The sequence below is a fragment of the Sphingomonas cellulosilytica genome (assembly GCF_052321755.1).
Classification (GTDB): Bacteria; Pseudomonadota; Alphaproteobacteria; order Sphingomonadales; family Sphingomonadaceae; genus Sphingomonas.
Genome location: NZ_JBQRTT010000004.1, coordinates 38,762 through 60,595, shown reverse-complemented (window position 1 = coordinate 60,595; position 21,834 = coordinate 38,762). Strand labels below are relative to the sequence as shown.

Sequence of the window (21,834 nt, the reverse complement as noted above, 5' to 3'; positions counted from 1 at the left end):
GAGGGGCAGCCGCAGGCGACGGCCTTGCTTGGCTGCCCCTCCGTCACGCCTGCGGCGTGCCACCTCCCCGTTCCGGGGAGGAGTCCATCGCCCCTCACGCCGCGCACTCCCGTGCCACGGTCACGTCGTCGAACGGCAGCTCCAGGTCGCCGACGATCTGCCCCTGTTCATGCCCCTTGCCGGCGATCAGCACGATATCCTGCGCACCCGCCTCCGTGATCGCCGCTGCGATCGCCGCGCGCCGGTCGCCGATCTCGCGCGCGTTGGGCGCGCCCTTCAGGATCGCGGCGCGGATCGCGGCGGGGTCTTCGGTGCGGGGGTTGTCGTCGGTGACGATGGCGATGTCCGCCTGCATCTGCGCGACCTGCCCCATCGTCTCGCGCTTGCCCGCGTCGCGGTCGCCGCCGGCACCGAACACTACGATCAGCCGGCCACCGGCGTGCGGCTTCAACGCGGCGATCGCCGCCTCCAGCGCGTCCGGCGTATGGGCGTAATCGACGTACACCGGCGCACCGCTACGCGCGATGGCCGCGCGTTCCAGCCGTCCACGCACCGGTTGCAGGCGCGCGAGGTTGGCGATCGTCGTCGCCACATCGCCGCCGGTGGCGATCACCAGTCCGGCCGCGACCAGCGCATTGGCCGCCTGATAGCCGCCGATCAGCGGCAGTGTGACGCGGTGCGTCGTGCCGTCCGCCGCGATGACGAGTCCCTGACCGAGCAACGTCGGGTCGCGCCCCACCAGCCGCAGGGTCGCGCCGCGCTCGCCGACCGTCACCAGCCGGTTGCCGCGCGCCTTGGCAAGATCGATCACCCGCGCCGATTCGACATCGTCGGCCCAGACGACGGCGGTACCGGCAGGGCTCAGCACCTCGGAGAACAGCCGCAGCTTCGCCGTGAGATAGGCGCCCATGTCGCCGTGATAGTCGAGGTGATCGCGGCTGAGATTGGTGAAGGCCGCCGCCGCCACCTCCAGCCCCTCCGTGCGATATTGCACCAGGCCGTGGCTCGACGCCTCGAACGCGACGTGCGTCACGCCTTCGCGGGCGAGGCCGGCGACGTTGGAGAGGAAGGTCACCACGTCGGGCGTGGTGAGCCCGGTCGTCACGCGGTCGTCGGCGGTGGTGACGCCCAAGGTCCCGATCGAGGCGGCATGCTCGCCGGCCATCCGCCACAGCTGGCGCGTCATCTCGACGGTGGAGGTCTTGCCGTTGGTGCCGGTGACCGCCACCGCGACCGGAGGGAATGGCGCGAAGAAGGCGGCGGCGGCGCGGGCGAAGCGCTCGCGCGGATTGTCATCGGAAATCGCGACGGCACCCTCCACCACGACGCCGGGGCGCGTCACCACCGCGACCGCGCCCGAGCGGATCGCATCAGCGATATAATCCTCGCCATTCACCCGCGCGCCCTGGAAGGCGCCGAAGACGGTTCCCGGCGCGACCTTGCGGTGATCGATCGCGAAGCCGGTGACGATCGCCTGTTCGTCGCCGCCGGTCAGCGTACCCAGCCTCATCGCCGCGTGCTCAATTGTCGCCTGCCGCCTTGGCGGTCTGCTCCTGCCAGATCAGCGGCATCAGGTCGTTGACGTCGATATCGCGGCGGTCGTCCGGCACCACGCCCAGCATCGCGCCGACGCGCGCAATCGTGCGACCGACGACGGGGGCGGCATTCCAGGCGGCAGTCTTCCAACCGAACGTCTCCTTGGTACCCAGCGGCGAATCGAGCATGGCCAGCACGACATAGCGCGGCGCATCCATCGGAAAAGCCGCGGCGAAGGTCGCGACGTTGCGCGAATGGTCATAGCCGCCGGCGACCGCCGCCTCCGCCGTACCCGTCTTGCCGCCGACGCGATAGCCCGGTGCATCGCCCTTGCGCCCGGTGCCGCGCAGCACGATCAGCCGCAGCATCTGCCGCATCCGCGCGCTGGTCTGCTCGCTGATGACGCGGCGGCCGACGGGCGCATGGCCGGGCTCCACCTTCAGCAGTGTCGCCGGCCGCCAGATGCCGCCGTTGACCAGCGCAGCGTAAGCGGACGCGAGGTGCAGCGGCGTCACCGCGATGCCATGGCCATAAGCGGTGGTCATGGTGGTCGTGCGCGCCCAGTAATGCGGCCACAGCGGGCGACCCTTCTCACGCAACTCGATATCCGGCTTGGTCTCGAAGCCCAGCTTGCGGAACATCGTCTGCATCTTTTCCGGACCCACCTCGTCGGCGATGCGGGCCGTCGCGATGTTGGAGGAATAGATCAGCGTCTCGGGCATCGACAGCCAGCGCTGCGGATCGCCGCGTTCGTCGTGGATGGTGAAGCCGCCGACCTTCAATGGGTGCGTCGCGTCGAATTTGCGGTTGAGCGACACCGTGCCGGTGTCGATCGCGGTGGCGACGGTGATCGGCTTGAAGGTCGAACCGAGTTCGAACACGCTCTGGGTGGTCAGGTTGCGCAGTTCCTCGCTGCCCGCCATGCCGACGCGATTGGGGTTGAACGTCGGCAGCGACACCATCGCCACCACCTCGCCGGTGGCCACGTCGAGCACGATGCCGCCCGCCCCGCGCGCCGAGAAGGTGCCCATCGCCCGGCCGAGTTCGCTTTCCAGCGCCGCCTGCACGCGGGCATCGATCGACAGGGCGACGGGCTGCCCGGCCTTGGTCGGGTCGAGCAGGCGCTCGTCGAGCACCCGCTCCATGCCGCTCATGCCATGGCCGTCGGTGGAGAGGAAGCCGAGGGCGTGCGCCGCCATCGTCGATTGCGGATAGAGCCGCTGCGTTTCGCGCGCGAAGACCAGCGCCGGCTCGCCGATCGCATTGACCTGCTCGACCAGCGCGGGGCTGGCGCGGCGCTGCAGGTAGACGAAGCTGACGTCGCGGCTCAGCTGGCGATAGAACCAGGCCTGGTCGCCGCGGTCGGGCATCAGCGCCGCGAGCCGGCTGGCGATCTCCATCTTGTCGCCGATGATCTTCCTGGGATGGACGGCGATCGTCCAGGCATCGATCGTGCGGGCGAGCGGCGCGCCGTTGCGATCGACGATATCGCCCCGCGCCGCCAGTGCCGCGACGCGCGCCTCAGCCTCGCCGCCCGACAGGACGCCGAGCATCGCCAGCCGCCCGATGACCAGCACCACCGCGGCGGCGAACAGCATCAGCAGCATCATCAGGCGCATATGCGACGTCGCCACCAGCGCATGACGCTGCGTGGCGGTGCGCCGCTGCGCTTGGCTGGGGCGGGCGACGATGACGGTCAACGCTTGCGGGCCTCCGCACGCGCGCTGCTCAGGATGTCACCCAGCGTCGAATCGGACAGCAGCTTCTTGTCGAGCATCGCCACCGCCTGTGGCCGTACCTTGGCGACCGCCACCTTGGCACGCGCCGCCTCGTTCAGCTTGGCGAGCATCGGCGCGCTCTTCTCGATCGCGGCGGCGCGGATGACGGCGCGCTTGGCGTCGGGCAGCGCCGCGGCGACCTGCACCACCGCAGGGATGGCGACGGGCGCGGGCGTGGCGGGCGTCGCGGCGGCGGGCATCGTCGCCAGCGACGGCACGACCAGCGCGGCGACCTTGGTGCCGGGTTCGACGACGTTGACGCGATTGACGTCTAGGCTGGCAAGCGCCCCCTCGTCGGTCACGAACTGGCCGGCGGTCGGCGCGGCCAGCGCCAGCGTCTCGCCATTCCACTTTTCGAGCTGGGCGAGGTTGGCGCGCGTCTCGAACTCGGTCTCCAGCGCGCGGATGTCGCGCTGCGCCGCGTCGATCTTGCGATCCATGCCTTCCAGCTTCTTGCGCTCGGCGGCGACCTGCAGCGACACCAGGTAGAAACCGAGCACGATGGCGACGCAGCCACCGAACCACCCGATCCCCTTCAACCGATACGCCGCCGTCATGACCTCACCTCCGCCAAATCGCTGTTGCCCCACGCGGGCGCTGCCGTGCGCCGTGCGGTCCGTAATGTCGCCGAGCGCGCGCGCGGGTTGCGCGCCACCTCGGCCTCGCCGGCGCGCAGACCGCGGCCGACGTGCTCGAAACTGGGTGCCGCGCCGGCACTCGCCTGCGGCAGGTGGCGCGAGCCGCCCGGCATGTTGCCCGAGCGTTCGCGCAGGAACCGCTTCACCATGCGATCCTCCAGGCTGTGGAAGGTCACGATGGCGAGGCGCCCGCCTGGCTTCAACGCGCGCTCCGCGGCGGCGAGACCGTCGGCGAGTTCGCCGAGTTCCCGGTTCACATGGATGCGGATCGCCTGAAACGTGCGCGTCGCCGGATCCTTCTTGTCATGCGGCCGGTGGCCGAGCGCCTTGCGCACGACGGCGGCGAGTTCGCCGGTGCGGGTCAGCGGCCGCGCCGCGACGATCGCGCGGGCGACGCGGCGCGACTTGGGCTCGTCGCCATAATGATAGAGGACATCGGCGATCGCCGCTTCGTCGGCGGTGTTGACGAAGTCGGCAGCGCTCATCCCCTCCTGCGCCATCCGCATGTCGAGCGGGCCATCCGCCTGGAAGGAGAAGCCGCGCTCCGCCTGATCGAGCTGCATCGAGGACACGCCGATATCCATCGTCAGGCCGTCGACCGGCGCATCGAGCGCTGCCTCCAGCGCGGAGAAGTCGCTGTGCACCAGCGTCAGGCCGGGCAGGTCGGCGGCTTGCCCCTCCCGAATCGCATCGGGATCGCGATCGAAGGCGACGACCCGCGCGCCGGTGGCGAGGATCGCCCGCGTGTAGCCGCCGGCGCCGAAGGTCGCGTCGACGATCGTCTCGCCGGGCGCGGGGGCGAGCGCGGCGATCACTTCGTCGAGCAGGACCGGGATGTGGGGCGCGTCAGTCAAGCGCGATCCCCTTGTCCTGGCAGTAATAGCGGCAGGCGGCCACCATCTGCGGCGCGATGCCCGGGGTGGAGAGCAACGTCCTGGGATCCCAGATCTCGATGTAATCCAGCGTGCCCCAGAAGAAGGCATGGCCGCCAATATTGGCGTAGAAGCGCGGAAAACCGGGCATGATGAAGCGGCCCGAGCCATCGAACGGCACCGCTTCGCCGTTCGCGCCGCCGCGCTTGATATTATGGTCGATCTTGCCGTCGGCGCCACGCGACAGGGCGACGCGCTCGTTCAATTCGCGCTTCAGTTCGGCGACATAGGCGGGATCATAGGCGATAAGGCAGGGCTGATCCTCGTGCGCGGCGATGATGACGGTGCCGCCGTCCTTGCCGTCGGCGCGGGGCGCGTTCTCGGCGAGCGTGCTGCGGAGCGCATTGGGGATGGCGACACGTCCCTTGTCGTCGACAAGAGCGAGGCCGCTTCCCTGATAATCGCCCCTTTCCGACACGTCCGTCTCGCACCCTGACGTGCACGGCCCACCGTTTCGAAAAGCAGCCTGTCGCTGCCCTTCGACCCCTTGCGCGAACGCAAAACGGTGATGCCTGCCCCGTTGTTAGCTGATTGGTATCAACAGCATGTCGGGGAGGCAACGGGATTTTTGGGGATGGCCGGGGAATCGCACCCGATCTGCGGTCAACCGGGCGGGGGTTCGCCCCATTTCGGCAGCCGGACGATGCTGCTCAAGCCCGCGGAATCGCGGCGGTCCGTGGCCCCGGACCAGCCCGTCCCCGGATTTCCCCGGCAAACGCTCATCGGGCGGCCTGGCTGTTGCTGGTCGAGGGGGCGACGCCCAGTTCGGCGAGCGGCTCGCCCGACGAATCGGCAGCGGCTGCCACAGCGCCGGTGTTGGTCATGGCGATGTTGGCGACGACGTCGGGCTGCGCCGAGCCGGCGGCGGCGATCGGCCGCTCGCGCGTCGCCGAGCCGAGAATGGCGCTGGCGACGACGATCAGCAGCACCACGGCGACAAGACCGATGAGGCCGACCTTGATCCGCTGCATCGTCTGGTGAGGGTCTCGCACGGCTCTCATCTTGCCGCGCCTCTGTAACGCTTCGTCACGCGTTTGTCGAACAAAGGCTCAACCGAGCCCCTTGGCCGCGCGCCAATCGGGATCGTACAGCGTCGACAGATAGCGGAAGCCCGTGTCGCACAGGATCGTCGCGATGCGTTTGCCCGGCCCCAGATGCTCGGCGAGCCGGACCGCGCCGGCGACGTTGATGCCCGACGACAGGCCCAGGCACAGCCCCTCTTCATCGAGCAGCCGGCGGACCCAGCGATAGCCCTCCTGATCCGAAATGCGGAACTGCGTGTCGATCGGCGCACCTTCCAGGTTGGCGGTGATCCGCCCCTGGCCGATGCCCTCCGCCACCGACGTGCCTTCGCTGCGCAATTCGCCGTTCTGGTAATATTCGTACAGGGCGGCGCCGTGCGGATCGCTCAACGCGATGCAGATGCCCTCGTCCTTCGCCTTCAGCCCCAGGCCGACGCCGGCGATCGTACCGCCGGTGCCGGCGGCGCAGGTGAAGCCGTCGATCCGCCCGTCCATCTGCTGCCAGATCTCCTCGGCGGTGCCGACGATATGCGCGCGGCGGTTGGCGACGTTGTCGAACTGGTTCGCCCAGAGCGTATTGTCGCGCTCCTCGGCGATGCGGCGGCTGGTGTGCACGAAATGGCAGGGGCTGGCGTAGGGTGCGGCAGGCACCAGGACCAGCTCGGCACCGAGTGCGCGCAGCGTGTCCATCTTCTCGCGGCTCTGCGTCTCGGGCATGACGATGATCGTCCGATAGCCCTTGGCGTTGGCGACGAGGGCGAGGCCGATGCCGGTATTGCCCGCCGTGCCTTCCACGATGGTGCCGCCGGGGTGCAGCAGCCCGCGCGCCTCGGCATCCTCGACGATGCCGAGCGCGGCGCGGTCCTTCACGCTCGCGCCGGGATTGGCGAATTCGCATTTGCCGAAGATATCGCAGCCGGTCGCCTCGCTCGGCCCCTTGAGGCGGACGAGCGGCGTGTTGCCGATCAGGGCGAGTGTGTCAGGCGTCGTGTGCATGCCCGCTAGATGGCCCCTCCCCGCGCGGGCGGCAAGCCAATGCGGCTTGGCCGCGATGAAGCCTGACAGGCAGCAGTTCATCCCATTTTATGGCACGGTTTCACATAGATCGGCCATTTACCTTGATTTGCGAGGTCGCATGCGCAAAGCGTCGAGCCGCTATGAAGAGCCCCCTCCTCCTCTCCGCCACCGCCGCGCTGCTCGCGCTGGCCGCCTGCAACTCCAAGCCCGCTTCGCCCGAGGTGGTCGACAGCAATCCCGATCCGATGGCGACGGAACTCGCCAATCGCGCGCCCGTCGAGCTGCCGCCCGCGATCAAGGCCGACAAGACCTTCCGCTGCAAGGACAACAGCCTGCTGTACGTGACGCTGTTCGAGGGCGACAAGCTGGCCTTCGTCAAGACCAGCCCGACCGGCACGATCAACCGCCTGACCGCCGAAAAGGCCGGCGACCCGCTGACCGCCGAGGGCGGCTGGAAGCTGACCGGCAACGCGGCCAACATCACGGTCACGCAGCCGGGCAAGCCGTCGCAGACCTGCAAGTCGTAAGCGCGCGCACCCTTGCGCTATAGGAGGCCGGCGGAGCGATCCGCCGGCCCCTTTTCGTGCGTGAAGGGAAGAACACGTCCCCTATTTCGCCAAACTAGCTTGCGCCTCAGTCACGATAGCTTCCTCGACATCCTCGGTATTGGTACCGGTATAGGCCTCCATACGCCACCGGCCGTCAAGGTAATGCCTACCCGATGGGCTCTCCAGGAAAGCGACTATCGTGGCGAGTTCTTGCTCTGTGAACTCCCAATTTACGTGATCCTCATAGGCTTGTTGATAAAAAGCGCGGTGCTTGTCGTAAGCACTCCTAAGTGCCGACAACCGCCCGCGCACTCCGCCAACAAAATTCTCATTTACCTGATTTTTCGACTCTGTCCGCCACAGCACGCCCCCCGGCATGGCGTAGCGATCTAGGAAGCTTCCGCTATCAAGCTTCTCTTGCAGGCCGATGGCTCGAAGAAACCGCTTGATAAGAGAACGCTTGTTCGCGCTTGCCGGTTTCTCGATTCCTGCAGCGGGGTAAATCTGATCTGCGCTCATTCGCTTATCATGCTCATCAGTGAAAGCGGTGCTCATTAGCAAAAGCGATCCTCATCAGCGCTGCTAAACCGAGCCAGGGTAGGGTCATGGGACAACTTTTAATTCGAACTGCAACATCTGCAATTGAGTAATACCCCTGCTCTTCGCCTTGCCATCTGCCGTCCCGCCCGCCACCTGTGCCGTGATGGACATGCTCGACCCGAAGACCGTGCTCGGCGCCTATGCGGTGGGGGTGTTTCCGATGGCGGACCATCGCGATGCGGGCAGCGTCTATTGGGTCGAGCCGCGCCGGCGGGCGATCCTGCCGCTCGATGGATTCCACCTGTCGCGATCGCTGGCCAGGACGATCGCGCGCGACCGGTTCCGCGTCACCGCGGATACCGCGTTCGAGCGGATGATCGCGCTGTGCGCGGAAAGCGCCGACGACCGGCCCGAGACGTGGATCAACGGCGGCATCGAGCAGGCCTTCGTGGCGCTGCACCGGCTCGGCTTCGCCCATTCGATCGAATGCTGGGAGGGCGAGGAACTGGTCGGCGGCCTGTACGGCCTGGCGCTGGGGCGGGCTTTCTTCGGCGAATCGATGGTCAGCCGCCGGACGGATGCGTCCAAGGTCGCGCTCGCCTGGCTGGTCGCGCGGCTCAAGGTCGGCGGATTCAGCTTGCTCGACTGCCAGTTCCAGACGCCGCACCTCGCCTCGCTGGGCGCGGTGGAGGTGTCGCGGGCGGATTACTGCGCGTTGCTGGCCGGCGCGCTCGACGGCACCACCGCATCGTCCGCCTCGGCGGCAGGCTCGGCGTCGTCGGCCGCGGGGGACTTCCTTGCGCTCGATCGGCTTGCGCCCCCGCCGCCGGCCGACACCGTGTCCGGGCCCGTCGCGGGCCAGGACATCGTGCAGCTCTTGGTCCACACGTCATAGACCGGATGCTGGACGACATTGAGCGCGGGGCGCTCCTTGAACAGCCAGCCCGAAAAGGCGCGGCGCCAGTGACGATCGCTGCCGCGCACGTCGAGCTGGACGAAGGCGCCGGTCAGCTGATCCTGTTCCCAAGGCGCGGTATGTTCGCACGCGCGCAGGCGGATGATGGCATCGCCGATCCGCACCGCCTGCCCCGGCTTCAGCGTCACGTCGCGGCTGACGCCGTTGCGCTTGTTGAGCAGGCCGACGACCGCGACGCGCTGCGCCATCGGTGTGCCGCCGGTCGGCAGCGCCACGTCGCTGGCGGCGATCGTCTCGATGCCCTCGGCGGCAGGCCGGCTGTCCGGCGCCAGTTCCTGCGCCGCGATCACCGGCCCGCGCTCGTCCGGGCGATGCAGCGCGCGAAACCCGAACACGGCGGCCAGCGCCAGCGCCACCAGCAGGACGCCGGCCGCCAGCCAGCGGCGGCTCACCCTTCGGGCGTCCAGGCTTCGTAATCGCCGGTGGCGGCGGCGCGCTTGCCGCCCTTCTCCAGCGAGCCCGACGGGCGATAGGCGAGCGGCGTGCCGGTCATGTTGGGCATCGCCGGCTTCTGCCACTCACGCACCGGCGGCAGCGCGCGATCGGGCACTTCGTCGATATGATGGTGCAGCCAGCTGAACCATTCGGGCGGCACGCGGCTGGCGTCGTTCGCACCTTCATAGATCACCCAGCGCCGGGCACGGCCGCTGTCGTCGCGACGCCCCTCGTAATAGGCGTTGCCGAGCGAATCGATGCCGACCTGCGTCATGCCGCGCAGACCGTAGAACATCGTGCCCCACGATGCGCCGTTCCACCAGGTGAAGGGATTGAGGTTGATGCCCATGATGCCCCAGCGCTTACCCGCGTCGGCGACGGCCTTCAACCCGTGGATCGCATGTTGCGGGCCAGCACCGCTGTGGCCGTTCCACCTTGGATACCGCAGGCTTTGCGACTAGCGACGCGGCCGCCACCACGCCACTGCCACCATGATCCAGCCGGCAAAGAAAGCGGCGCCTGCGACGCCTCCGGCGAGCAGTGGCAACGGCGGCGCACAATAGTCAAAGCACATCGTGCCTGGCTTGGTAATGGGTTCTAGACCGAAGAAATCGATGAAGCAGTCCCAATGCGCTTGACCCATCACTGCCGCATAAATGTAGAGATTAACGATCGCGACCTGAACCAATCCGGCGACAAGCGAGATCGCAAAGAAAAGCATCGCTATCAACAGACGGCGATCACGTTTCATGCTGCCCTCCCTGACCAGTCCGGATCAAGCTCCGCCATGGGGCATTGATGCCATTCTGCGGCGGTCGCCCCCCGCTATTTCGCCCAGCTTACCTTGTCGCCCTCGGCGATCCCCAGCTCGGCGGTACGCCCGCCGACCAGTTCCAGCACCGCGGCCACCGGCTCGCGCGAGGGCACGGGCGTCTGCGAGAAGGGAACGGTGTTTTCCGCGATCGTCGCGATCGTACCGTCGGCGCGGATGAAGAGGATGTCGAGCGGCGTCGGCGTGTTCTTCATCCAGAAGCTCGCCTCGCGCGGGCCGCCGCCGGTGGCGGGATAGGGGTAGAACGACATGCCGCCATCGGGCTTGAGGTCGGTGCGGTACATCAGGCCCCGCTCCTGCTCGGCTGGCGTCACCGCGCGCTCGACGCGGAAGGCGTGGGTGCCGTTCGCGCTGGTGATCGTCACCGGCAGCGTCGCCTTCGCCGTTTCATCGACGGGCCTGTCATGCGAGAACATGCCGGTGCCTACGGCAACTCCCGTAGCGCCCAACCCCAGCGCCGCGACGATCGCCACGACCGCCTTGGTTCCGATCATGCCCTCAATCCTCTTCGACGCTCACGGCCAGCGGCCCCTTGCGGCCCGCGACGATGCGGGCGCGCAGCCGCTGGTCGGGCTCGATGGCGGCGAGGCCCGCCCGGCGCAAGGTCTCCATGTGGACGAACACGTCGCCGCCATCGCTGTCGCGGACCAGGAAACCATAGCCTTTCAGCCGGTTGAACCATTTGACCTGCACCGGTTCGAAATCGCCCGCGGCGTCGATCAGCGCGACGGGATCGACCCGGTCGACGTTGCGGGGCGGGCGCGGCGGCTCCTCCACCGCCTGGCTGAGGTCGATCGCCACCACCTCGCGCGCCTGGTAGCCGCGGCCGCGCTGGATCGCGAGCGTCTCCACCCGCGCGCCTTCGGGCAGGCTGCGCCGGCCGTGCGGCTGGAGCACGGAGAAATGGATCAGCACGTCGCCGATCCCATCGTCGTCCGCCACCGCGAAGCCGAAGCCCCGCGTCACGTCGAACCATTTGATGACGCCGGCGACCGCGATCGGCCCTGTATCCCGGACGCTGTCGGTGGCCATGTCGCCGCGATCGCCGGGCATCACCCCGTCGTCGCGATCGTCGCCCTCTCGTTGCGGCTCGCTACGCATCACTGCACCCCTGTTGCCGCCACGCTAGCACGGTTCGTCGCTGCTGCAATTGCGAATGGCCGGTTTACCCTGATTCTCCGAGTTCTTCGGTGTCCCGTGCTGCGACAATCCTGCGGGCGAGGGCGAAATCATGCCCCGCGCGCAGCATCGCGGCGAGTTGACGGTCGCGAACGGCGCGATCGTCGACCGCCGCACCGAAGGGTCCGATCCGCCGCCGCCGCGCGAAGGTGAGTGCCGCTTCCCATGCCTGGGCCGCGATGGCGGGCGCCAGCGCCTCCGCATCCGCCTCGTCGACGCGGGCCTGGCGCAGCGCCGCGCCAACCCGGCGCGCGCCGAGCCCGCGCCGGGTCAGCGCCGCCGCCTTGCTCTCGGCATAGAGCCGGTCGTCGACATAGCCCAGTTCCGCCATGCGGCCGGCGAGCGCCTGCGGGTCGGCCGGCTCCCCTTCCCATCCCCGCTCGCGGATCTTGCGGGTCAGGTAATCGGCCAGTTTGCCGCGCGTCGTCGCGAACCGCTCGACATAGCGCAGGGCCAGCCGTTCGAGCGCGGCCGCGTCGAGCGGCGGCGGGGGGCGACGTTCCTGCCTCATGGCCATGTTGTTGCCACAGTGGCAGCGGATTGAGAACGTTGATCCCGCGTTTATACCGCAGAATGACGACGGCCGCGTGACGGCGGCAACGAACAGGAATTTTCCGAATGACCGATCAGTCCGCGCCTTCGCCGACGCCCCGATTGGCCTCCACGCCGACCCTCGACGCGCTGCCGCGCCGCTTCGCCGATTTCGCGACGCTGGGCGAGGCGCTGGATTATGCCGCCAGCGGCACGCGCGGCCTGAACTTCCACGACGCTCGCGGCACCCTGGTGCGGCCCTATCCCTTCGCCGAATTGCGGACCGATGCGATCGCGATGGCGCGCCGCCTGATCGCGGCGGGCGTGCAGCCGGAGGACCGCATCGCTCTGGTTGCCGAGACGGGGCCGGAATTTGCCGCCCTGTTCTTCGGCACGGTCTATGCCGGCGCCTGGCCGGTGCCGCTGCCGCTGCCGACCAGCTTCGGTGGCCGTGATTCGTACATCGAGCAGCTGCGCGTCCAGCTTGCCAGCTGCGACCCCAAAATGCTGATCTTCCCGCCGGAGCTCGCCGCGATGGCGGCGGAGGCGGCGCGGCTTGCCGGCACCGAGGGGATCGACTGGTCGGAATTCGCCGCTCGCGCAGCGCCTGACGCTGCGCTGCCGCAGGCGGATGGGCAGGACATCGCCTATCTGCAATATTCCAGCGGCTCGACGCGCTTCCCGCACGGCGTCGCGATCACCCATCATGCGCTGCTGAACAACCTCGCCGCGCACAGCCACGGCATGCAGATCGACGGCACCGACCGCTGCATCAGCTGGCTGCCCTGGTACCACGACATGGGCCTCGTCGGCTGCTTCCTGTCGCCGATCGCCAATCAGGTATCGACCGATTACCTGAAGACCGAGGATTTCGCGCGGCGTCCGCTGGCCTGGCTGGACATGATCTCGCGCCACGATGGCACCGCCCTCTCCTATTCGCCGACCTTCGGCTACGACATCTGCGCGCGCCGCATGTCGTCGCAGACCAAGGCTGCCGAGCGGTTCGACCTGTCGCGCTGGCGGGTCGCCGGCAACGGCGCCGACATGATCCGTCCCGACGTGATGCAGGCGTTCGTCGATGCCTTCGCCGACGCCGGGTTCAAGGCCAGTGCCTTCCTCCCCTCCTACGGCCTTGCCGAAGCGACGCTCGCCGTCTCGCTGATGCCGCCGGGCGAAGGCATTCGCGTCGAGCTGGTCGAGGAGACGCAGCTGTCGGGTGGCGGCGATTCCCTCGCCGCCAACGACGGCCCCCGCCCGCAGCGGTTCCGCGCCATCGTCAATTGCGGCAAGCCGGTCCGCGACATGACCGTCGAGATCCGCGAGGAGGACGGCACGCCGCTGCCCGACGGCGCGATCGGCAAATTGTGGTGCAAGGGGCCGAGCGTGATGGTCGGCTACTTCCGCGACGATGCGGCGACCGGCGCCTGCATGGTCGACGGCTGGCTCGACACCGGTGACATGGCCTATATGTCCGACGGCTACATCTACATCGTCGGCCGCGCCAAGGACATGATCATCGTCAACGGCAAGAACCATTGGCCGCAGGACATCGAATGGGCGGTGGAGCAGCTGCCCGGCTTCAAATCGGGCGATATCGCCGCCTTCGCGATCACCACGCCGGGCGGCGAGGAGACGCCCGCCGTCCTCGTCCAGTGCCGCAGCAGCGACGATGCCGAGCGCCTGCGCCTGCGCGAGGAGATCCGCGAGCGCGTCCGCTCGGTCACCGGCATGAACTGCGTGATCGAACTGATCCCGCCGCGCACCCTGCCGCGCACCAGCTCGGGCAAGCTGTCGCGTGCCAAGGCGCGCAACCTGTATCTCAGCGGCGACATCAAACCCTACGCGATCGCCGCCTGAACTGACCGCGCTCCCTCGGCCGTCATCCCGGCGCAAGTCGGGATGACGGCGGGGCCGGGCATCCGGCCCGTTCGTGCCCGATCTGTCCATCCGACACGCTTACGCCTGACGATAGGCGCGCATCATCATGCCCCGGCCGCCAGACGGCCAAATCCGGTGCGGCCCTAACCATCCGTCAACCTCGCGCCCCTACAATCCGCCGGGTGAGCCAAGAACCGCCCCCCGCCACCGATCCGCACGCGATCAGCTTCCTGCAACTGCTCGGCTTGCGCGACGGCGCGGATGCGGCGCAATGGGCGCGGATCCGCTCGACGCAGCTCGATGCGGGCCGCCAGCTCGCGCTGCTGCTGCTCGCCGCCAACCTGATCGGTGCCGGCATGACCGTGTCGCTGTTCGCGCCCGACATCGCCCCGCTGCTCCTCGGCGGCTGGGCGGCGCTGACGACGATCGTGTCGGTCGGGATCGCCGTCCGCCGGCTCGGCACCCGCCACCGGCAGGACGGATATGCGACACAGGCCGATGTCCGCGCCACGGTGGTGGAGGGCGTCGCCCTCGCGGTCGCCTGGGCGATACCCTGTCTGGTCTTCAACCCGCCTTCGGGGTCGCTCGCCGCCTATGTCCTGTGGATGATCCTGTCGGTGGTGATGACCGCGGGCGCGGTCGCGATGGCGCCGCTGGCGCTGGCGACGCTGGCCTTTGTCGGCGGGCTCGGCCTGGCGGTCACGGTCAAGCTGCTGATCCTGTACAGCTTCGCCGCTGCCGGTGCGACGGCGGCCTTTACCGCCATGCTGATCGGCATCGCCGTCAACCGCGCCCGGACGCTCGTGGTGATCCGCGCCGCGCAGATGGCGCTCGGCGAACGCGACGAGACGGTCAGCCTGCTGCTGCGCGAGTTCGAGGACAGCAGTGCCGACTGGCTGTGGGAAACCGATTCGGCACGGCGCGTCATCAAGGCCTCGCCGCGCTTCGCCTATGCCTGCGGCCTCGATCCCGTCGCGATCGAGGGCATGCCCTTCCTCCAGGTACTCGCCGGGCCGGCGTGGGAGACGGGGAATTTCTCCGCCGGGCTGCGCACGCTCGCCGACAAGCTCAAGACGCGCGAAAGCTTCCGCGACCTGCGCCTGCCGCTGATCGTCGCCGGCGAAGAGCGCTGGTGGGAACTCGCCGCCAGCCCGCGTTTCGACGAATCGGGTGCATTCTGCGGATTCCGCGGTGTCGGTTCCGACGTCACCGAACAACGCGCCAGCGCCGACAAGATCAACCGCATGGCGCGCTTCGACACGCTGACCGGCCTGCCCAACCGGCTGATGGTCAACGAAACGCTGGTCCGCGCGATGGCGGATGCCGACAAATGGGGCGGACGCTGCGCCTTCATGATGATCGACCTCGATCGCTTCAAGGCGGTGAACGACACGCTCGGTCACCCGATCGGTGACCGCCTGCTCGGCCGCGTCTCCGAACGCCTGAGCCAGTTGATGAGCGACAACACGATGTGCGGCCGCCTGGGCGGTGACGAATTCGCCGTCGTCGTCCGCGACGGGAGCAACACCGCCACCCTGGAGGCACTCGCCCGGCGCATCATCGAAACGCTGTCGCGCCCGTATGAGGTGGATGCGCACACGCTCTATATCGGCGCTTCCGTCGGCCTCGCCGTCGGTCCGCGCGATGGCCGCACGGCCGAGATGCTGATCCGCTCCGCCGACCTGGCGCTCTATCGTGCCAAGGATGCCGGCCGCGGCGTCTATCATGCCTACGAACCCGAACTGCACGTCCAGGCCGAGGAGCGCCGCGTCCTCGAAATGGCGCTGCGCCAGGCGCTCGAAAAGGGCGAGATGCACCTTCACTACCAGCCGGTGGTCGACGCCGGCACCGGCAACCTCACCGGGTTCGAGGCGCTGCTGCGCTGGCAGAGCCCGCAGTTCGGCAACGTCTCGCCGGTCAAGTTCATCCCGCTGGCGGAGGAAGCGCGGCTCATCCAGCCGATCGGCGAATGGGTGGTGCGCACCGCATGCGCGGAGGCGGCAAGCTGGCCCTCCAACGTCCGCGTCGCGGTGAACGTGTCGCCCGACCAGCTGCAGAACCCGAACTTCGTTGCGGTCGTCACCTCCGCGCTCGCCAATTCGGGCCTGTCGGCGGAGCGGCTGGAGCTGGAGGTAACGGAAAGCGTCTTCATGCACGAGGGCCTGGGCGCGACCAAGGTGCTGGAGCGCGTCCTCGACCTCGGCGTCCGCCTCAGCCTCGACGATTTCGGCACCGGTTACTCGTCGCTCGGCTATCTGTCGCGCACGCGCTTCTCGTCGATCAAGATCGACCGCAGCTTCGTTCAGGGCGCATCCAAGGGCGTCAAGGAAGCCATCGCCATCATCCGCGCCGTCGTCGCCCTCGCTCAGAGCTTGGGCATGGCCACCACCGCGGAAGGGGTGGAGACGGAGGCCGAGCATCGCCTGGTGCAGGACCTGGGCTGCACCAAGGTGCAGGGCTATTATTTCGGCCGCCCGCTGCCCGTGGAAGAAGCCCGCACCCTCGCCCATCGCCGCTGGGACGACAGCGCAGCGGCATAACAGGAACGCCCGCGCGGACGATATTCCGTCACCGGAGAGAGGTGCATCCCTGCCGTTCGTGCTGGGCCCGTCGAAGCACGGGTGAGTCTCATGTCCTCCGTCACGGGTAGGACGGGCCAGCGCTCTTGCGTCCAGGAGCGACGAACGCCGCTATTTCTCCGGGTCGTGCCCCCAGTTCATCAGCGAATAGCGCCAGTCGCTTTGCGCCTTGTCCTTGGCCGGGCCGCCCTGCGCCAGATGGCGGTGCACGTAGCCGACCACCTTCTTCATGTGCGCATAGTCATCGTCGGTCAGATCCGCCTTCTTGGTCCGCAGGATCGTGACGATCCGCTCACCCGATTTGTGGCCGACGCTCTCGCCCGATCCCTTGCCGTCCTCGCCCTTCCAGCCGACGCGCTTGCTGTCGTCGCTGTCCAGGAAGCGCTCCAGTTCGGCCGGCGCCATGTTCACCGCCTCGCCGAAATCCTTGTAGATCGTCGCGTGATCGTCCGCCGCAGCCATCGCATCCTCCAGTCTGCCCGCGCCAACGCGCGAGGCGGAAGGCGGGTTGCGGACGTTCAGCCGAGCATGCCGCGATAGGTCTGCGGCGGGGCGGGCAACAGCAGCCGCGCCGTTCCGCCGGCGAGCACCACCAGCGCCACCGCCGCAAGCCCGGCGCGCGGCACCCGCCACCGCCCGAGCATGATCCAGCCGATCGCCGTCGCCGCCATCGGCCACAGGTGATAACGAAGGTCGGAGGCGATGCTGAGCACGCCGAAGCTCATCTCCAGCGCCAGCGCCGACACCAATAGCGCTGCCGCGAGCCGCGACGCCGGATCACTGCCCCGCAACGCGCGCGGCAGCGCGACCAGCGCCAGCACCACCCACAGGACCGGCCAGCCGAGCGGCGTCTCCACCAGCAGCGTGGCGAGTCGCTGCCATGCAAGCGCGGCCCCGCCCGGCGCCGCCAGCCCCAGGCGGTTTGGCTCATTCGCCTCCGGCGGTGCGGCGCCGGGCCAGCGATAGGGCACCAGCCAGCGCCACGTGGAGTTGAGGTGCGCCAGCCGATGCGCTGCGTAGCTCCACGGATGCCGCACTGCCGCCAGCGCCAGCCGTCCGTACAGCACGCCCGGCGGCGCTTCTCGAAGCGGCGCGACCTCCGCCTCGCAGCGCGTCGGCTCGCCCAGCGGATCCCAGAAATAGGGCCGCACGCACGTCCGCGCCGCCAGCCGCGAAATCGCCGGTGCCGGGATGCCGATCGCGGGATCGCCGCTGCGCACGGCGATGCCGGCAAGGTCGTAGATCGGCTGCGTCCGCTCGACGCCGCTGCGTGCCGCCGCGAACAGGTCGTGGTTGATCGGAGAGGCCAATGCGATCACCGCCAAGATGGCGACCAGCGTCGCACCTGCGCCGACACCCGCCTGTCGCAGCGACGGCATGCCTCCCCTGCGACGCAGCAGCATCACGCATAACGGCACGACGGCGAAGACGGCATTCGCCCGCACCAGCATCGCATAGCCGAACAGCAGCGCCACCAGCGACCACACCGCCCGCGGCACCCGGCGTCCTCGCAGTCGCCACCAGCCGATCAGGCCCAAGCCGGCGAGCAGCGCGCCGAGCATCTGGGTGTCCTTCAGCACCACCGGCTGCCAGCCCAGCAGCGGCGGCCACACTGCGACACCGATCAGCAGCGCCGCCGCCCGGCCACGGCCGGATGCCGCCAGCGCCGCCGCCAGCGCACCGAAGCCCAGCCAGTAGCCGCCAAGTTGCAGCACCGCCATCGGCCCCTGCCCCGACGGCCCGAACAGCGACCACAGATGCGCCATGATCGGCGGATGCCAGTCGTCGTAGGTCCCGCTCAGCGCCTGTTGATACTGGACCAGGCTGTCATATTGCAGATAGCCCGGCCAGAAGATCGCCAGCGACGCCACGAATAGCAACGCCGCCGCGCCACCGGCATAGGCGGCGGCGCGGTCATCCCTCATGAGGGTAACGAATGATGTGGAGTCGCTTCGCTCCCTGCCATCCGCCTCGCTCCGCCTAGAAGTGCAGCGCGCGGCCGTAGGCGCTGAGCACGCTTTCGTGCATCATCTCGGACAGCGTCGGGTGCGCGAACACGGTTTCCATCAGCTCGTGCTCGGTCGTTTCCAGCTGGCGGGCGACGACATAGCCCTGGATCAGCTCGGTCACTTCCGCACCGACCATGTGCGCGCCCAGCAATTCGCCGGTCTTGGCGTCGAACACCGTCTTGATGAAGCCTTCCGCCTCGCCGAGCGCGATCGCCTTGCCGTTGCCGATGAAGGGGAATTTGCCCGCCTTCACCTCATGACCGGCTTCCTTCGCCTTGGCCTCGGTCAGGCCGACGCTCGCCACCTGCGGGCGGCTGTAGGTGCAGCCCGGGATGTTCCACGTCTCGAACGGATGCGGATCCTTGCCGGCGATCTTTTCGACGCAGACGATACCCTCATGGCTCGCCTTGTGCGCCAGCCAGGGCGCGCCGGTGACGTCGCCGATCGCATAGATGCCGTCGACATTGGTGCGGCCGAAGCCGTCGACCTTGATGTGCCCGCGCTCCGTCTCGACGCCCAGCGCCTCCAGCCCGATATTTTCGGTGTTGGGGACGATGCCGATCGCGACGATCGCATGGCTGAACTCGGTCGAGGTGACCTTGCCGTCCGCGCCCTTGATCGCTGCGGTGACGCCATTCGCGCCCGGCTCCAGCTTTTCGAGGCCCGACTTGGTGAGGATCTTGATGCCCTGCTTGGTCAGCGCCTTGGTCATGAAATCGCTGACCTCGGCATCCTCGACGGGCAGGATGCGGTCGAGCATTTCGACGATCGTCACGTCGGCGCCCATGTCGTTGTAGAAGCTGGCGAACTCGACACCGATCGCGCCCGATCCGATGACCAGCAGCTTGGTCGGCATCACCTCGGGCACCATCGCGTGGCGATAGGTCCAGATGCGCTTGCCGTCCGCCTTGGCGAAGGGCAGGTCGCGCGCGCGCGCGCCGGTCGCGACCATGATGTGCTTCGCTTCGAGATCGAGCGTCTTGTCGCCCTGCTTGACGGACAGCTTGCCCTTGCCGGTCAGCGCGCCGACGCCTTCGAACACCTGGACCTTGTTCTTCTTCATCAGGCCCTTGACGCCGGCATTGAGCTGCCCCGCGACCTTGCGGCTGCGGTCGACGATCTTCGCAAGGTCGAACCCGACGTTGTCCGCCTTCAGCCCATAGGCGTCGGCGTGGGTCATGTAGTGATAGACCTCCGACGTGCGCAGCAGCGCCTTGGTCGGGATGCAGCCCCAGTTGAGGCAGATGCCGCCCAGCCGCTCGCGCTCGACGATGCCGACCTTGAGGCCGAGCTGGCTCGCCCGGATCGCCGCGACATAGCCGCCCGGACCCGAACCGAGGATGAGGAGGTCGAAGGTGTCAGCCACTGTGAAATCCTTACCGGGGAGGATGAAAGAAGGGAGTCAGGCGATCGGCGCCACGCGGCGGGGCGCGCGATTCTCGTCGGTGGCGACGAAGACGAAGCGCGCCTGCGTCACCTTGCAGGCATCGTCGGCGTGGCGGGCGCGGCGCCAGGCCTCGACCTCGATCGTCATCGACGTGTTGCCGACCGCGGCGAGCCGGGCATAGACCGACACCTCGTCGCCGACGAGGACGGGCGCGTGGAACTTCATCGCATCGCAGGCGATCGTCACCGCCCGGCCGCCGGCATGGCGCGAGGCGACCGAGCCGGCGGCAAGGTCCATCTGGCCCATCAGCCAGCCGCCGAAGATGTCGCCATAGGGGTTGGCGTCCGCCGGCATCGCGGTGACGCGGATCGTCGGCGCATCCGCCGGCAGGCCGCTCATGCCCGCTTCCGATCGATCGTGCGGGCGCGGCGCAGTGGGCCGATGCCCATCAGCACCGTCGCCAGCATCGCGCCCGCGCCGCACCACCAGATCACGTCGCGGCCGAGCGGATAGGCCCAGGCCGCCGCCCAGGTCATCGCCACCGCCGCGACGAGCCCTGCCGCGATGTAGAGCAGCTCGACGGTCGTTCGTGCCACCGCGACCGCCTCAGGCGAGCATGCCGAGCGGCCGCTCGACCAGCTCCTTGAAGACCTTCATCAGCTGAGCGCCGTCCGCACCGTCGATCGCGCGATGGTCGAAGCTGCCGGTCGCGGTCATCACGGTCGCGACGCCGAGCTCGCCATTGACGATGTACGGCCGCTTCTCGCCCGCGCCGATCGCCAGGATCATGCCCTGTGGCGGGTTGATGACCGCCTCGAACTGCTTGATGCCGAACATGCCCATGTTGCTGATCGACGCCGTGCCGCCCTGGAATTCCTCGGGCTTCAGCTTGTTGTCCTTGGCGCGCGCGGCGAGGTCCTTCACCTCGGTCGAGATCGCCGACAGGCTCTTGGTGTCGGCGCCGACCACGATCGGGGTGATGAGGCCGGAGGGCGTCGATACCGCGACGGAGATATCCGCCCGCTTGAAGCTGATGAGCTGGTCGGGCGTGAACATCACGTTGCACTTGGGCACCGCGATCAGCGCACTCGCCAGCGCCTTCACCAGCATGTCGTTAACCGACAGCTTGACGCCGCGGCTTTCGAGGCTGGCGTTGAGCTCGCCGCGCAGCTTCAGCAGCGCATCGAGCTGCACGTCCACCGTCAGGTAGATATGCGGCACCTGCTGCTTCGATTCGGTCAGGCGGCGCGCGATCGTCTTGCGCATGTTGGAAAGCTTGCTCGCCTCGTGCGGGATGTCCGGCACCTGGGCAGGCTTGGGCGCGGGCGCCGGGGCGGCGGCGGCGACCGGCGTCGCCTCGCCCTTCGCCTGGGCGGGCGCGGCGGCGGCTCCGGGCTTCGCATTGTCGACGTCGGCGCGGACGATACGGCCGTTCGGCCCCGATCCGGTCACGCCGGAGAGGTCGATGCCCTTTTCGCCGGCGATGCGGCGGGCGAGCGGGCTCGCCTTGACGCGGCCGCCTGCGGACGGTGCCGGCGTACCGGCATCCGCCGGCTTGCCGTGATCCTCAGCCTGGGTCAGCGTACGCTCGGCGGGCTTCGCCTCGCTGCCGGTCTTGTTGGGGTCGGTCGGCTCTGGGCGGCCCTTGAACTGGTCGTCCTTCGGCTCGGGCGTCTCGCTCTTCGCAGGCGGTGCGGAGACGGCGGAGGCGTCCTCACCCTCTTCGGCCAGGATCGCGATCGCGGCGCCGACCTTCACGTTGTCCGTGCCTTCGGCGATCAGGATCTTGGCGATCACGCCTTCATCCACCGCCTCGAATTCCATCGTCGCCTTGTCGGTTTCGATTTCGGCCATGATGTCGCCGCTCTTCACCGTGTCGCCTTCCTTGACGAGCCACTTGGCGAGCGTGCCCTCTTCCATCGTCGGCGACAGCGCGGGCATCTTGATCTCGATCGACATGCAGGTCCTCTTGCCTGGGGAGCAGGCCCTCCCCTTCGCGCCCCAAGCGCGGGGGGTC

General features: G+C 68.5%; 23 protein-coding genes and 1 pseudogene. 4 read left to right on the top strand and 20 right to left on the bottom strand.

Going from position 1 to position 21,834, the window contains the following annotated elements; translation table 11 throughout:
• Positions 1 to 94 precede the first annotated feature (94 nt).
• The 7 genes from ACTZQ5_RS07720 to ACTZQ5_RS07690 all read right to left on the bottom strand — a co-directional run bounded on the left by ACTZQ5_RS07720 (position 95) and on the right by ACTZQ5_RS07690 (position 6,902).
• Positions 95 to 1,510 carry a UDP-N-acetylmuramoyl-L-alanyl-D-glutamate--2,6-diaminopimelate ligase gene (locus ACTZQ5_RS07720; RefSeq protein WP_443584593.1) on the bottom strand — a complete coding sequence of 472 codons (1,416 nt, stop codon included), beginning with the start codon at positions 1,508 to 1,510 and terminating at the stop codon, positions 95 to 97.
• Between the two features lie 10 nt (positions 1,511 to 1,520).
• Complete coding sequence (locus ACTZQ5_RS07715) at positions 1,521 to 3,236, bottom strand: peptidoglycan D,D-transpeptidase FtsI family protein (protein ID WP_443584592.1); 1,716 nt, start codon at positions 3,234 to 3,236, stop codon at positions 1,521 to 1,523.
• On the bottom strand, positions 3,233 to 3,871 hold the full coding sequence (locus ACTZQ5_RS07710) for a hypothetical protein (protein ID WP_443584591.1): 639 nt from the start codon (positions 3,869 to 3,871) through the stop codon (positions 3,233 to 3,235). Before ACTZQ5_RS07710 ends, ACTZQ5_RS07715 begins: the two co-directional genes overlap by 4 nt.
• Positions 3,868 to 4,806 (bottom strand): 16S rRNA (cytosine(1402)-N(4))-methyltransferase RsmH, encoded by a 939-nt coding sequence (gene rsmH / locus ACTZQ5_RS07705; protein WP_443584590.1) that lies wholly within the window; start codon positions 4,804 to 4,806, stop codon positions 3,868 to 3,870. Before rsmH ends, ACTZQ5_RS07710 begins: the two co-directional genes overlap by 4 nt.
• Positions 4,799 to 5,302, bottom strand: coding sequence for a division/cell wall cluster transcriptional repressor MraZ (locus tag ACTZQ5_RS07700; protein WP_443584589.1), 504 nt, complete (start codon positions 5,300 to 5,302; stop codon positions 4,799 to 4,801). The genes rsmH and ACTZQ5_RS07700 overlap by 8 nt, the downstream gene beginning before the upstream one ends.
• 301 nt (positions 5,303 to 5,603) lie before the next feature.
• Positions 5,604 to 5,885: a hypothetical protein gene (locus ACTZQ5_RS07695; RefSeq protein WP_443584588.1), complete on the bottom strand. Its 282-nt coding sequence runs from the start codon at positions 5,883 to 5,885 to the stop codon at positions 5,604 to 5,606.
• Between the two features lie 48 nt (positions 5,886 to 5,933).
• The gene (locus ACTZQ5_RS07690) at positions 5,934 to 6,902 is read right to left on the bottom strand and encodes a cysteine synthase A (protein ID WP_443584587.1); all 969 of its coding nucleotides are present in this window, start codon (positions 6,900 to 6,902) and stop codon (positions 5,934 to 5,936) included.
• Between the two features lie 161 nt (positions 6,903 to 7,063).
• Here ACTZQ5_RS07690 and ACTZQ5_RS07685 point away from each other — a divergent pair, with 161 nt between their 5' ends.
• Positions 7,064 to 7,450 carry a hypothetical protein gene (locus ACTZQ5_RS07685; protein ID WP_443584586.1) on the top strand — a complete coding sequence of 129 codons (387 nt, stop codon included), beginning with the start codon at positions 7,064 to 7,066 and terminating at the stop codon, positions 7,448 to 7,450.
• 81 nt (positions 7,451 to 7,531) lie between these two features.
• Here ACTZQ5_RS07685 and ACTZQ5_RS07680 read toward each other — a convergent pair whose 3' ends face one another.
• Positions 7,532 to 8,026, bottom strand: coding sequence for a DUF2059 domain-containing protein (locus ACTZQ5_RS07680; RefSeq protein ID WP_443584585.1), 495 nt, complete (start codon positions 8,024 to 8,026; stop codon positions 7,532 to 7,534).
• 148 nt (positions 8,027 to 8,174) lie between these two features.
• Here ACTZQ5_RS07680 and aat point away from each other — a divergent pair, with 148 nt between their 5' ends.
• Positions 8,175 to 8,906: a leucyl/phenylalanyl-tRNA--protein transferase gene (gene aat / locus ACTZQ5_RS07675; RefSeq protein ID WP_443584584.1), complete on the top strand. Its 732-nt coding sequence runs from the start codon at positions 8,175 to 8,177 to the stop codon at positions 8,904 to 8,906.
• A 35-nt stretch (positions 8,907 to 8,941) separates the two neighbouring features.
• On the opposite strand, the pseudogene ACTZQ5_RS07670 reads toward aat, so the two are convergent.
• From ACTZQ5_RS07670 to ACTZQ5_RS07645, 6 genes and pseudogenes are all read right to left on the bottom strand, one after another.
• A pseudogene (locus ACTZQ5_RS07670) lies at positions 8,942 to 9,175 on the bottom strand (DUF2155 domain-containing protein); the annotation flags it as partial.
• Between the two features lie 200 nt (positions 9,176 to 9,375).
• A complete protein-coding gene (locus tag ACTZQ5_RS07665; RefSeq protein WP_443584914.1) occupies positions 9,376 to 9,771 on the bottom strand; it encodes an NADH:ubiquinone oxidoreductase subunit NDUFA12 in 396 nt (131 codons plus the stop codon).
• 108 nt (positions 9,772 to 9,879) lie between these two features.
• Positions 9,880 to 10,173: a hypothetical protein gene (locus ACTZQ5_RS07660; RefSeq protein ID WP_443584583.1), complete on the bottom strand. Its 294-nt coding sequence runs from the start codon at positions 10,171 to 10,173 to the stop codon at positions 9,880 to 9,882.
• Between the two features lie 74 nt (positions 10,174 to 10,247).
• Positions 10,248 to 10,748 (bottom strand): DUF192 domain-containing protein, encoded by a 501-nt coding sequence (locus tag ACTZQ5_RS07655; protein WP_443584582.1) that lies wholly within the window; start codon positions 10,746 to 10,748, stop codon positions 10,248 to 10,250.
• A 4-nt stretch (positions 10,749 to 10,752) separates the two neighbouring features.
• Positions 10,753 to 11,355: a cold-shock protein gene (locus ACTZQ5_RS07650; protein ID WP_443584581.1), complete on the bottom strand. Its 603-nt coding sequence runs from the start codon at positions 11,353 to 11,355 to the stop codon at positions 10,753 to 10,755.
• Positions 11,356 to 11,419: 64 nt separating this feature from the next.
• Complete coding sequence (locus tag ACTZQ5_RS07645) at positions 11,420 to 11,950, bottom strand: regulatory protein RecX (protein ID WP_443584580.1); 531 nt, start codon at positions 11,948 to 11,950, stop codon at positions 11,420 to 11,422.
• 101 nt (positions 11,951 to 12,051) lie between these two features.
• On the opposite strand from ACTZQ5_RS07645, the gene ACTZQ5_RS07640 reads away from it, so the two are divergent.
• Both ACTZQ5_RS07640 and ACTZQ5_RS07635 read left to right on the top strand, forming a co-directional pair.
• Positions 12,052 to 13,821 carry a fatty acyl-AMP ligase gene (locus ACTZQ5_RS07640; protein WP_443584579.1) on the top strand — a complete coding sequence of 590 codons (1,770 nt, stop codon included), beginning with the start codon at positions 12,052 to 12,054 and terminating at the stop codon, positions 13,819 to 13,821.
• Positions 13,822 to 14,024: 203 nt separating this feature from the next.
• Positions 14,025 to 16,382 (top strand): putative bifunctional diguanylate cyclase/phosphodiesterase, encoded by a 2,358-nt coding sequence (locus ACTZQ5_RS07635; RefSeq protein ID WP_443584578.1) that lies wholly within the window; start codon positions 14,025 to 14,027, stop codon positions 16,380 to 16,382.
• Positions 16,383 to 16,532: 150 nt separating this feature from the next.
• On the opposite strand, the gene ACTZQ5_RS07630 is transcribed toward ACTZQ5_RS07635, so the two are convergent.
• Genes ACTZQ5_RS07630 through ACTZQ5_RS07605 form a run of 6 tightly spaced genes read right to left on the bottom strand, consistent with a single transcriptional unit; the run spans position 16,533 to position 21,776 of the window.
• A complete protein-coding gene (locus ACTZQ5_RS07630) occupies positions 16,533 to 16,883 on the bottom strand; it encodes a DUF3140 domain-containing protein (RefSeq protein ID WP_443584577.1) in 351 nt (116 codons plus the stop codon).
• A gap of 56 nt (positions 16,884 to 16,939) precedes the next feature.
• Entirely contained in the window at positions 16,940 to 18,346 is a 1,407-nt protein-coding gene (locus ACTZQ5_RS07625) for a hypothetical protein (protein ID WP_443584576.1), read from the bottom strand.
• A gap of 55 nt (positions 18,347 to 18,401) precedes the next feature.
• The gene (gene lpdA / locus ACTZQ5_RS07620; protein ID WP_443584575.1) at positions 18,402 to 19,796 is read right to left on the bottom strand and encodes a dihydrolipoyl dehydrogenase; all 1,395 of its coding nucleotides are present in this window, start codon (positions 19,794 to 19,796) and stop codon (positions 18,402 to 18,404) included.
• 36 nt (positions 19,797 to 19,832) lie between these two features.
• Positions 19,833 to 20,216, bottom strand: coding sequence for an acyl-CoA thioesterase (locus tag ACTZQ5_RS07615; RefSeq protein WP_443584574.1), 384 nt, complete (start codon positions 20,214 to 20,216; stop codon positions 19,833 to 19,835).
• The gene (locus ACTZQ5_RS07610; protein WP_443584573.1) at positions 20,213 to 20,413 is read right to left on the bottom strand and encodes a hypothetical protein; all 201 of its coding nucleotides are present in this window, start codon (positions 20,411 to 20,413) and stop codon (positions 20,213 to 20,215) included. Before ACTZQ5_RS07610 ends, ACTZQ5_RS07615 begins: the two co-directional genes overlap by 4 nt.
• Before the next feature lie 10 nt (positions 20,414 to 20,423).
• A complete protein-coding gene (locus ACTZQ5_RS07605) occupies positions 20,424 to 21,776 on the bottom strand; it encodes a pyruvate dehydrogenase complex dihydrolipoamide acetyltransferase (RefSeq protein WP_443584572.1) in 1,353 nt (450 codons plus the stop codon).
• Between the last annotated feature and the right edge of the window lie 58 nt (positions 21,777 to 21,834).

Bases quoted from the DNA above. Each gene is read 5' to 3' on its own strand.
- ACTZQ5_RS07720 (WP_443584593.1), bottom strand. From the start codon at position 1,510: ATGAGGCTGGGTACGCTGACCGGCGGCGACGAACAGGCGATCGTCACC.
- ACTZQ5_RS07710 (WP_443584591.1), bottom strand. From the start codon at position 3,871: ATGACGGCGGCGTATCGGTTGAAGGGGATCGGGTGGTTCGGTGGCTGC.
- ACTZQ5_RS07695 (WP_443584588.1), bottom strand. From the start codon at position 5,885: ATGAGAGCCGTGCGAGACCCTCACCAGACGATGCAGCGGATCAAGGTC.
- ACTZQ5_RS07690 (WP_443584587.1), bottom strand. From the start codon at position 6,902: ATGCACACGACGCCTGACACACTCGCCCTGATCGGCAACACGCCGCTC.
- ACTZQ5_RS07685 (WP_443584586.1), top strand. From the start codon at position 7,064: ATGAAGAGCCCCCTCCTCCTCTCCGCCACCGCCGCGCTGCTCGCGCTG.
- ACTZQ5_RS07680 (WP_443584585.1), bottom strand. From the start codon at position 8,026: ATGAGCACCGCTTTCACTGATGAGCATGATAAGCGAATGAGCGCAGAT.
- aat (WP_443584584.1), top strand. From the start codon at position 8,175: ATGGACATGCTCGACCCGAAGACCGTGCTCGGCGCCTATGCGGTGGGG.
- ACTZQ5_RS07665 (WP_443584914.1), bottom strand. From the start codon at position 9,771: ATGGGCATCAACCTCAATCCCTTCACCTGGTGGAACGGCGCATCGTGG.
- ACTZQ5_RS07660 (WP_443584583.1), bottom strand. From the start codon at position 10,173: ATGAAACGTGATCGCCGTCTGTTGATAGCGATGCTTTTCTTTGCGATC.
- ACTZQ5_RS07655 (WP_443584582.1), bottom strand. From the start codon at position 10,748: ATGATCGGAACCAAGGCGGTCGTGGCGATCGTCGCGGCGCTGGGGTTG.
- ACTZQ5_RS07650 (WP_443584581.1), bottom strand. From the start codon at position 11,355: ATGCGTAGCGAGCCGCAACGAGAGGGCGACGATCGCGACGACGGGGTG.
- ACTZQ5_RS07645 (WP_443584580.1), bottom strand. From the start codon at position 11,950: ATGGCCATGAGGCAGGAACGTCGCCCCCCGCCGCCGCTCGACGCGGCC.
- ACTZQ5_RS07640 (WP_443584579.1), top strand. From the start codon at position 12,052: ATGACCGATCAGTCCGCGCCTTCGCCGACGCCCCGATTGGCCTCCACG.
- ACTZQ5_RS07630 (WP_443584577.1), bottom strand. From the start codon at position 16,883: ATGGCTGCGGCGGACGATCACGCGACGATCTACAAGGATTTCGGCGAG.
- ACTZQ5_RS07625 (WP_443584576.1), bottom strand. From the start codon at position 18,346: ATGAGGGATGACCGCGCCGCCGCCTATGCCGGTGGCGCGGCGGCGTTG.
- ACTZQ5_RS07615 (WP_443584574.1), bottom strand. From the start codon at position 20,216: ATGAGCGGCCTGCCGGCGGATGCGCCGACGATCCGCGTCACCGCGATG.
- ACTZQ5_RS07605 (WP_443584572.1), bottom strand. From the start codon at position 21,776: ATGTCGATCGAGATCAAGATGCCCGCGCTGTCGCCGACGATGGAAGAG.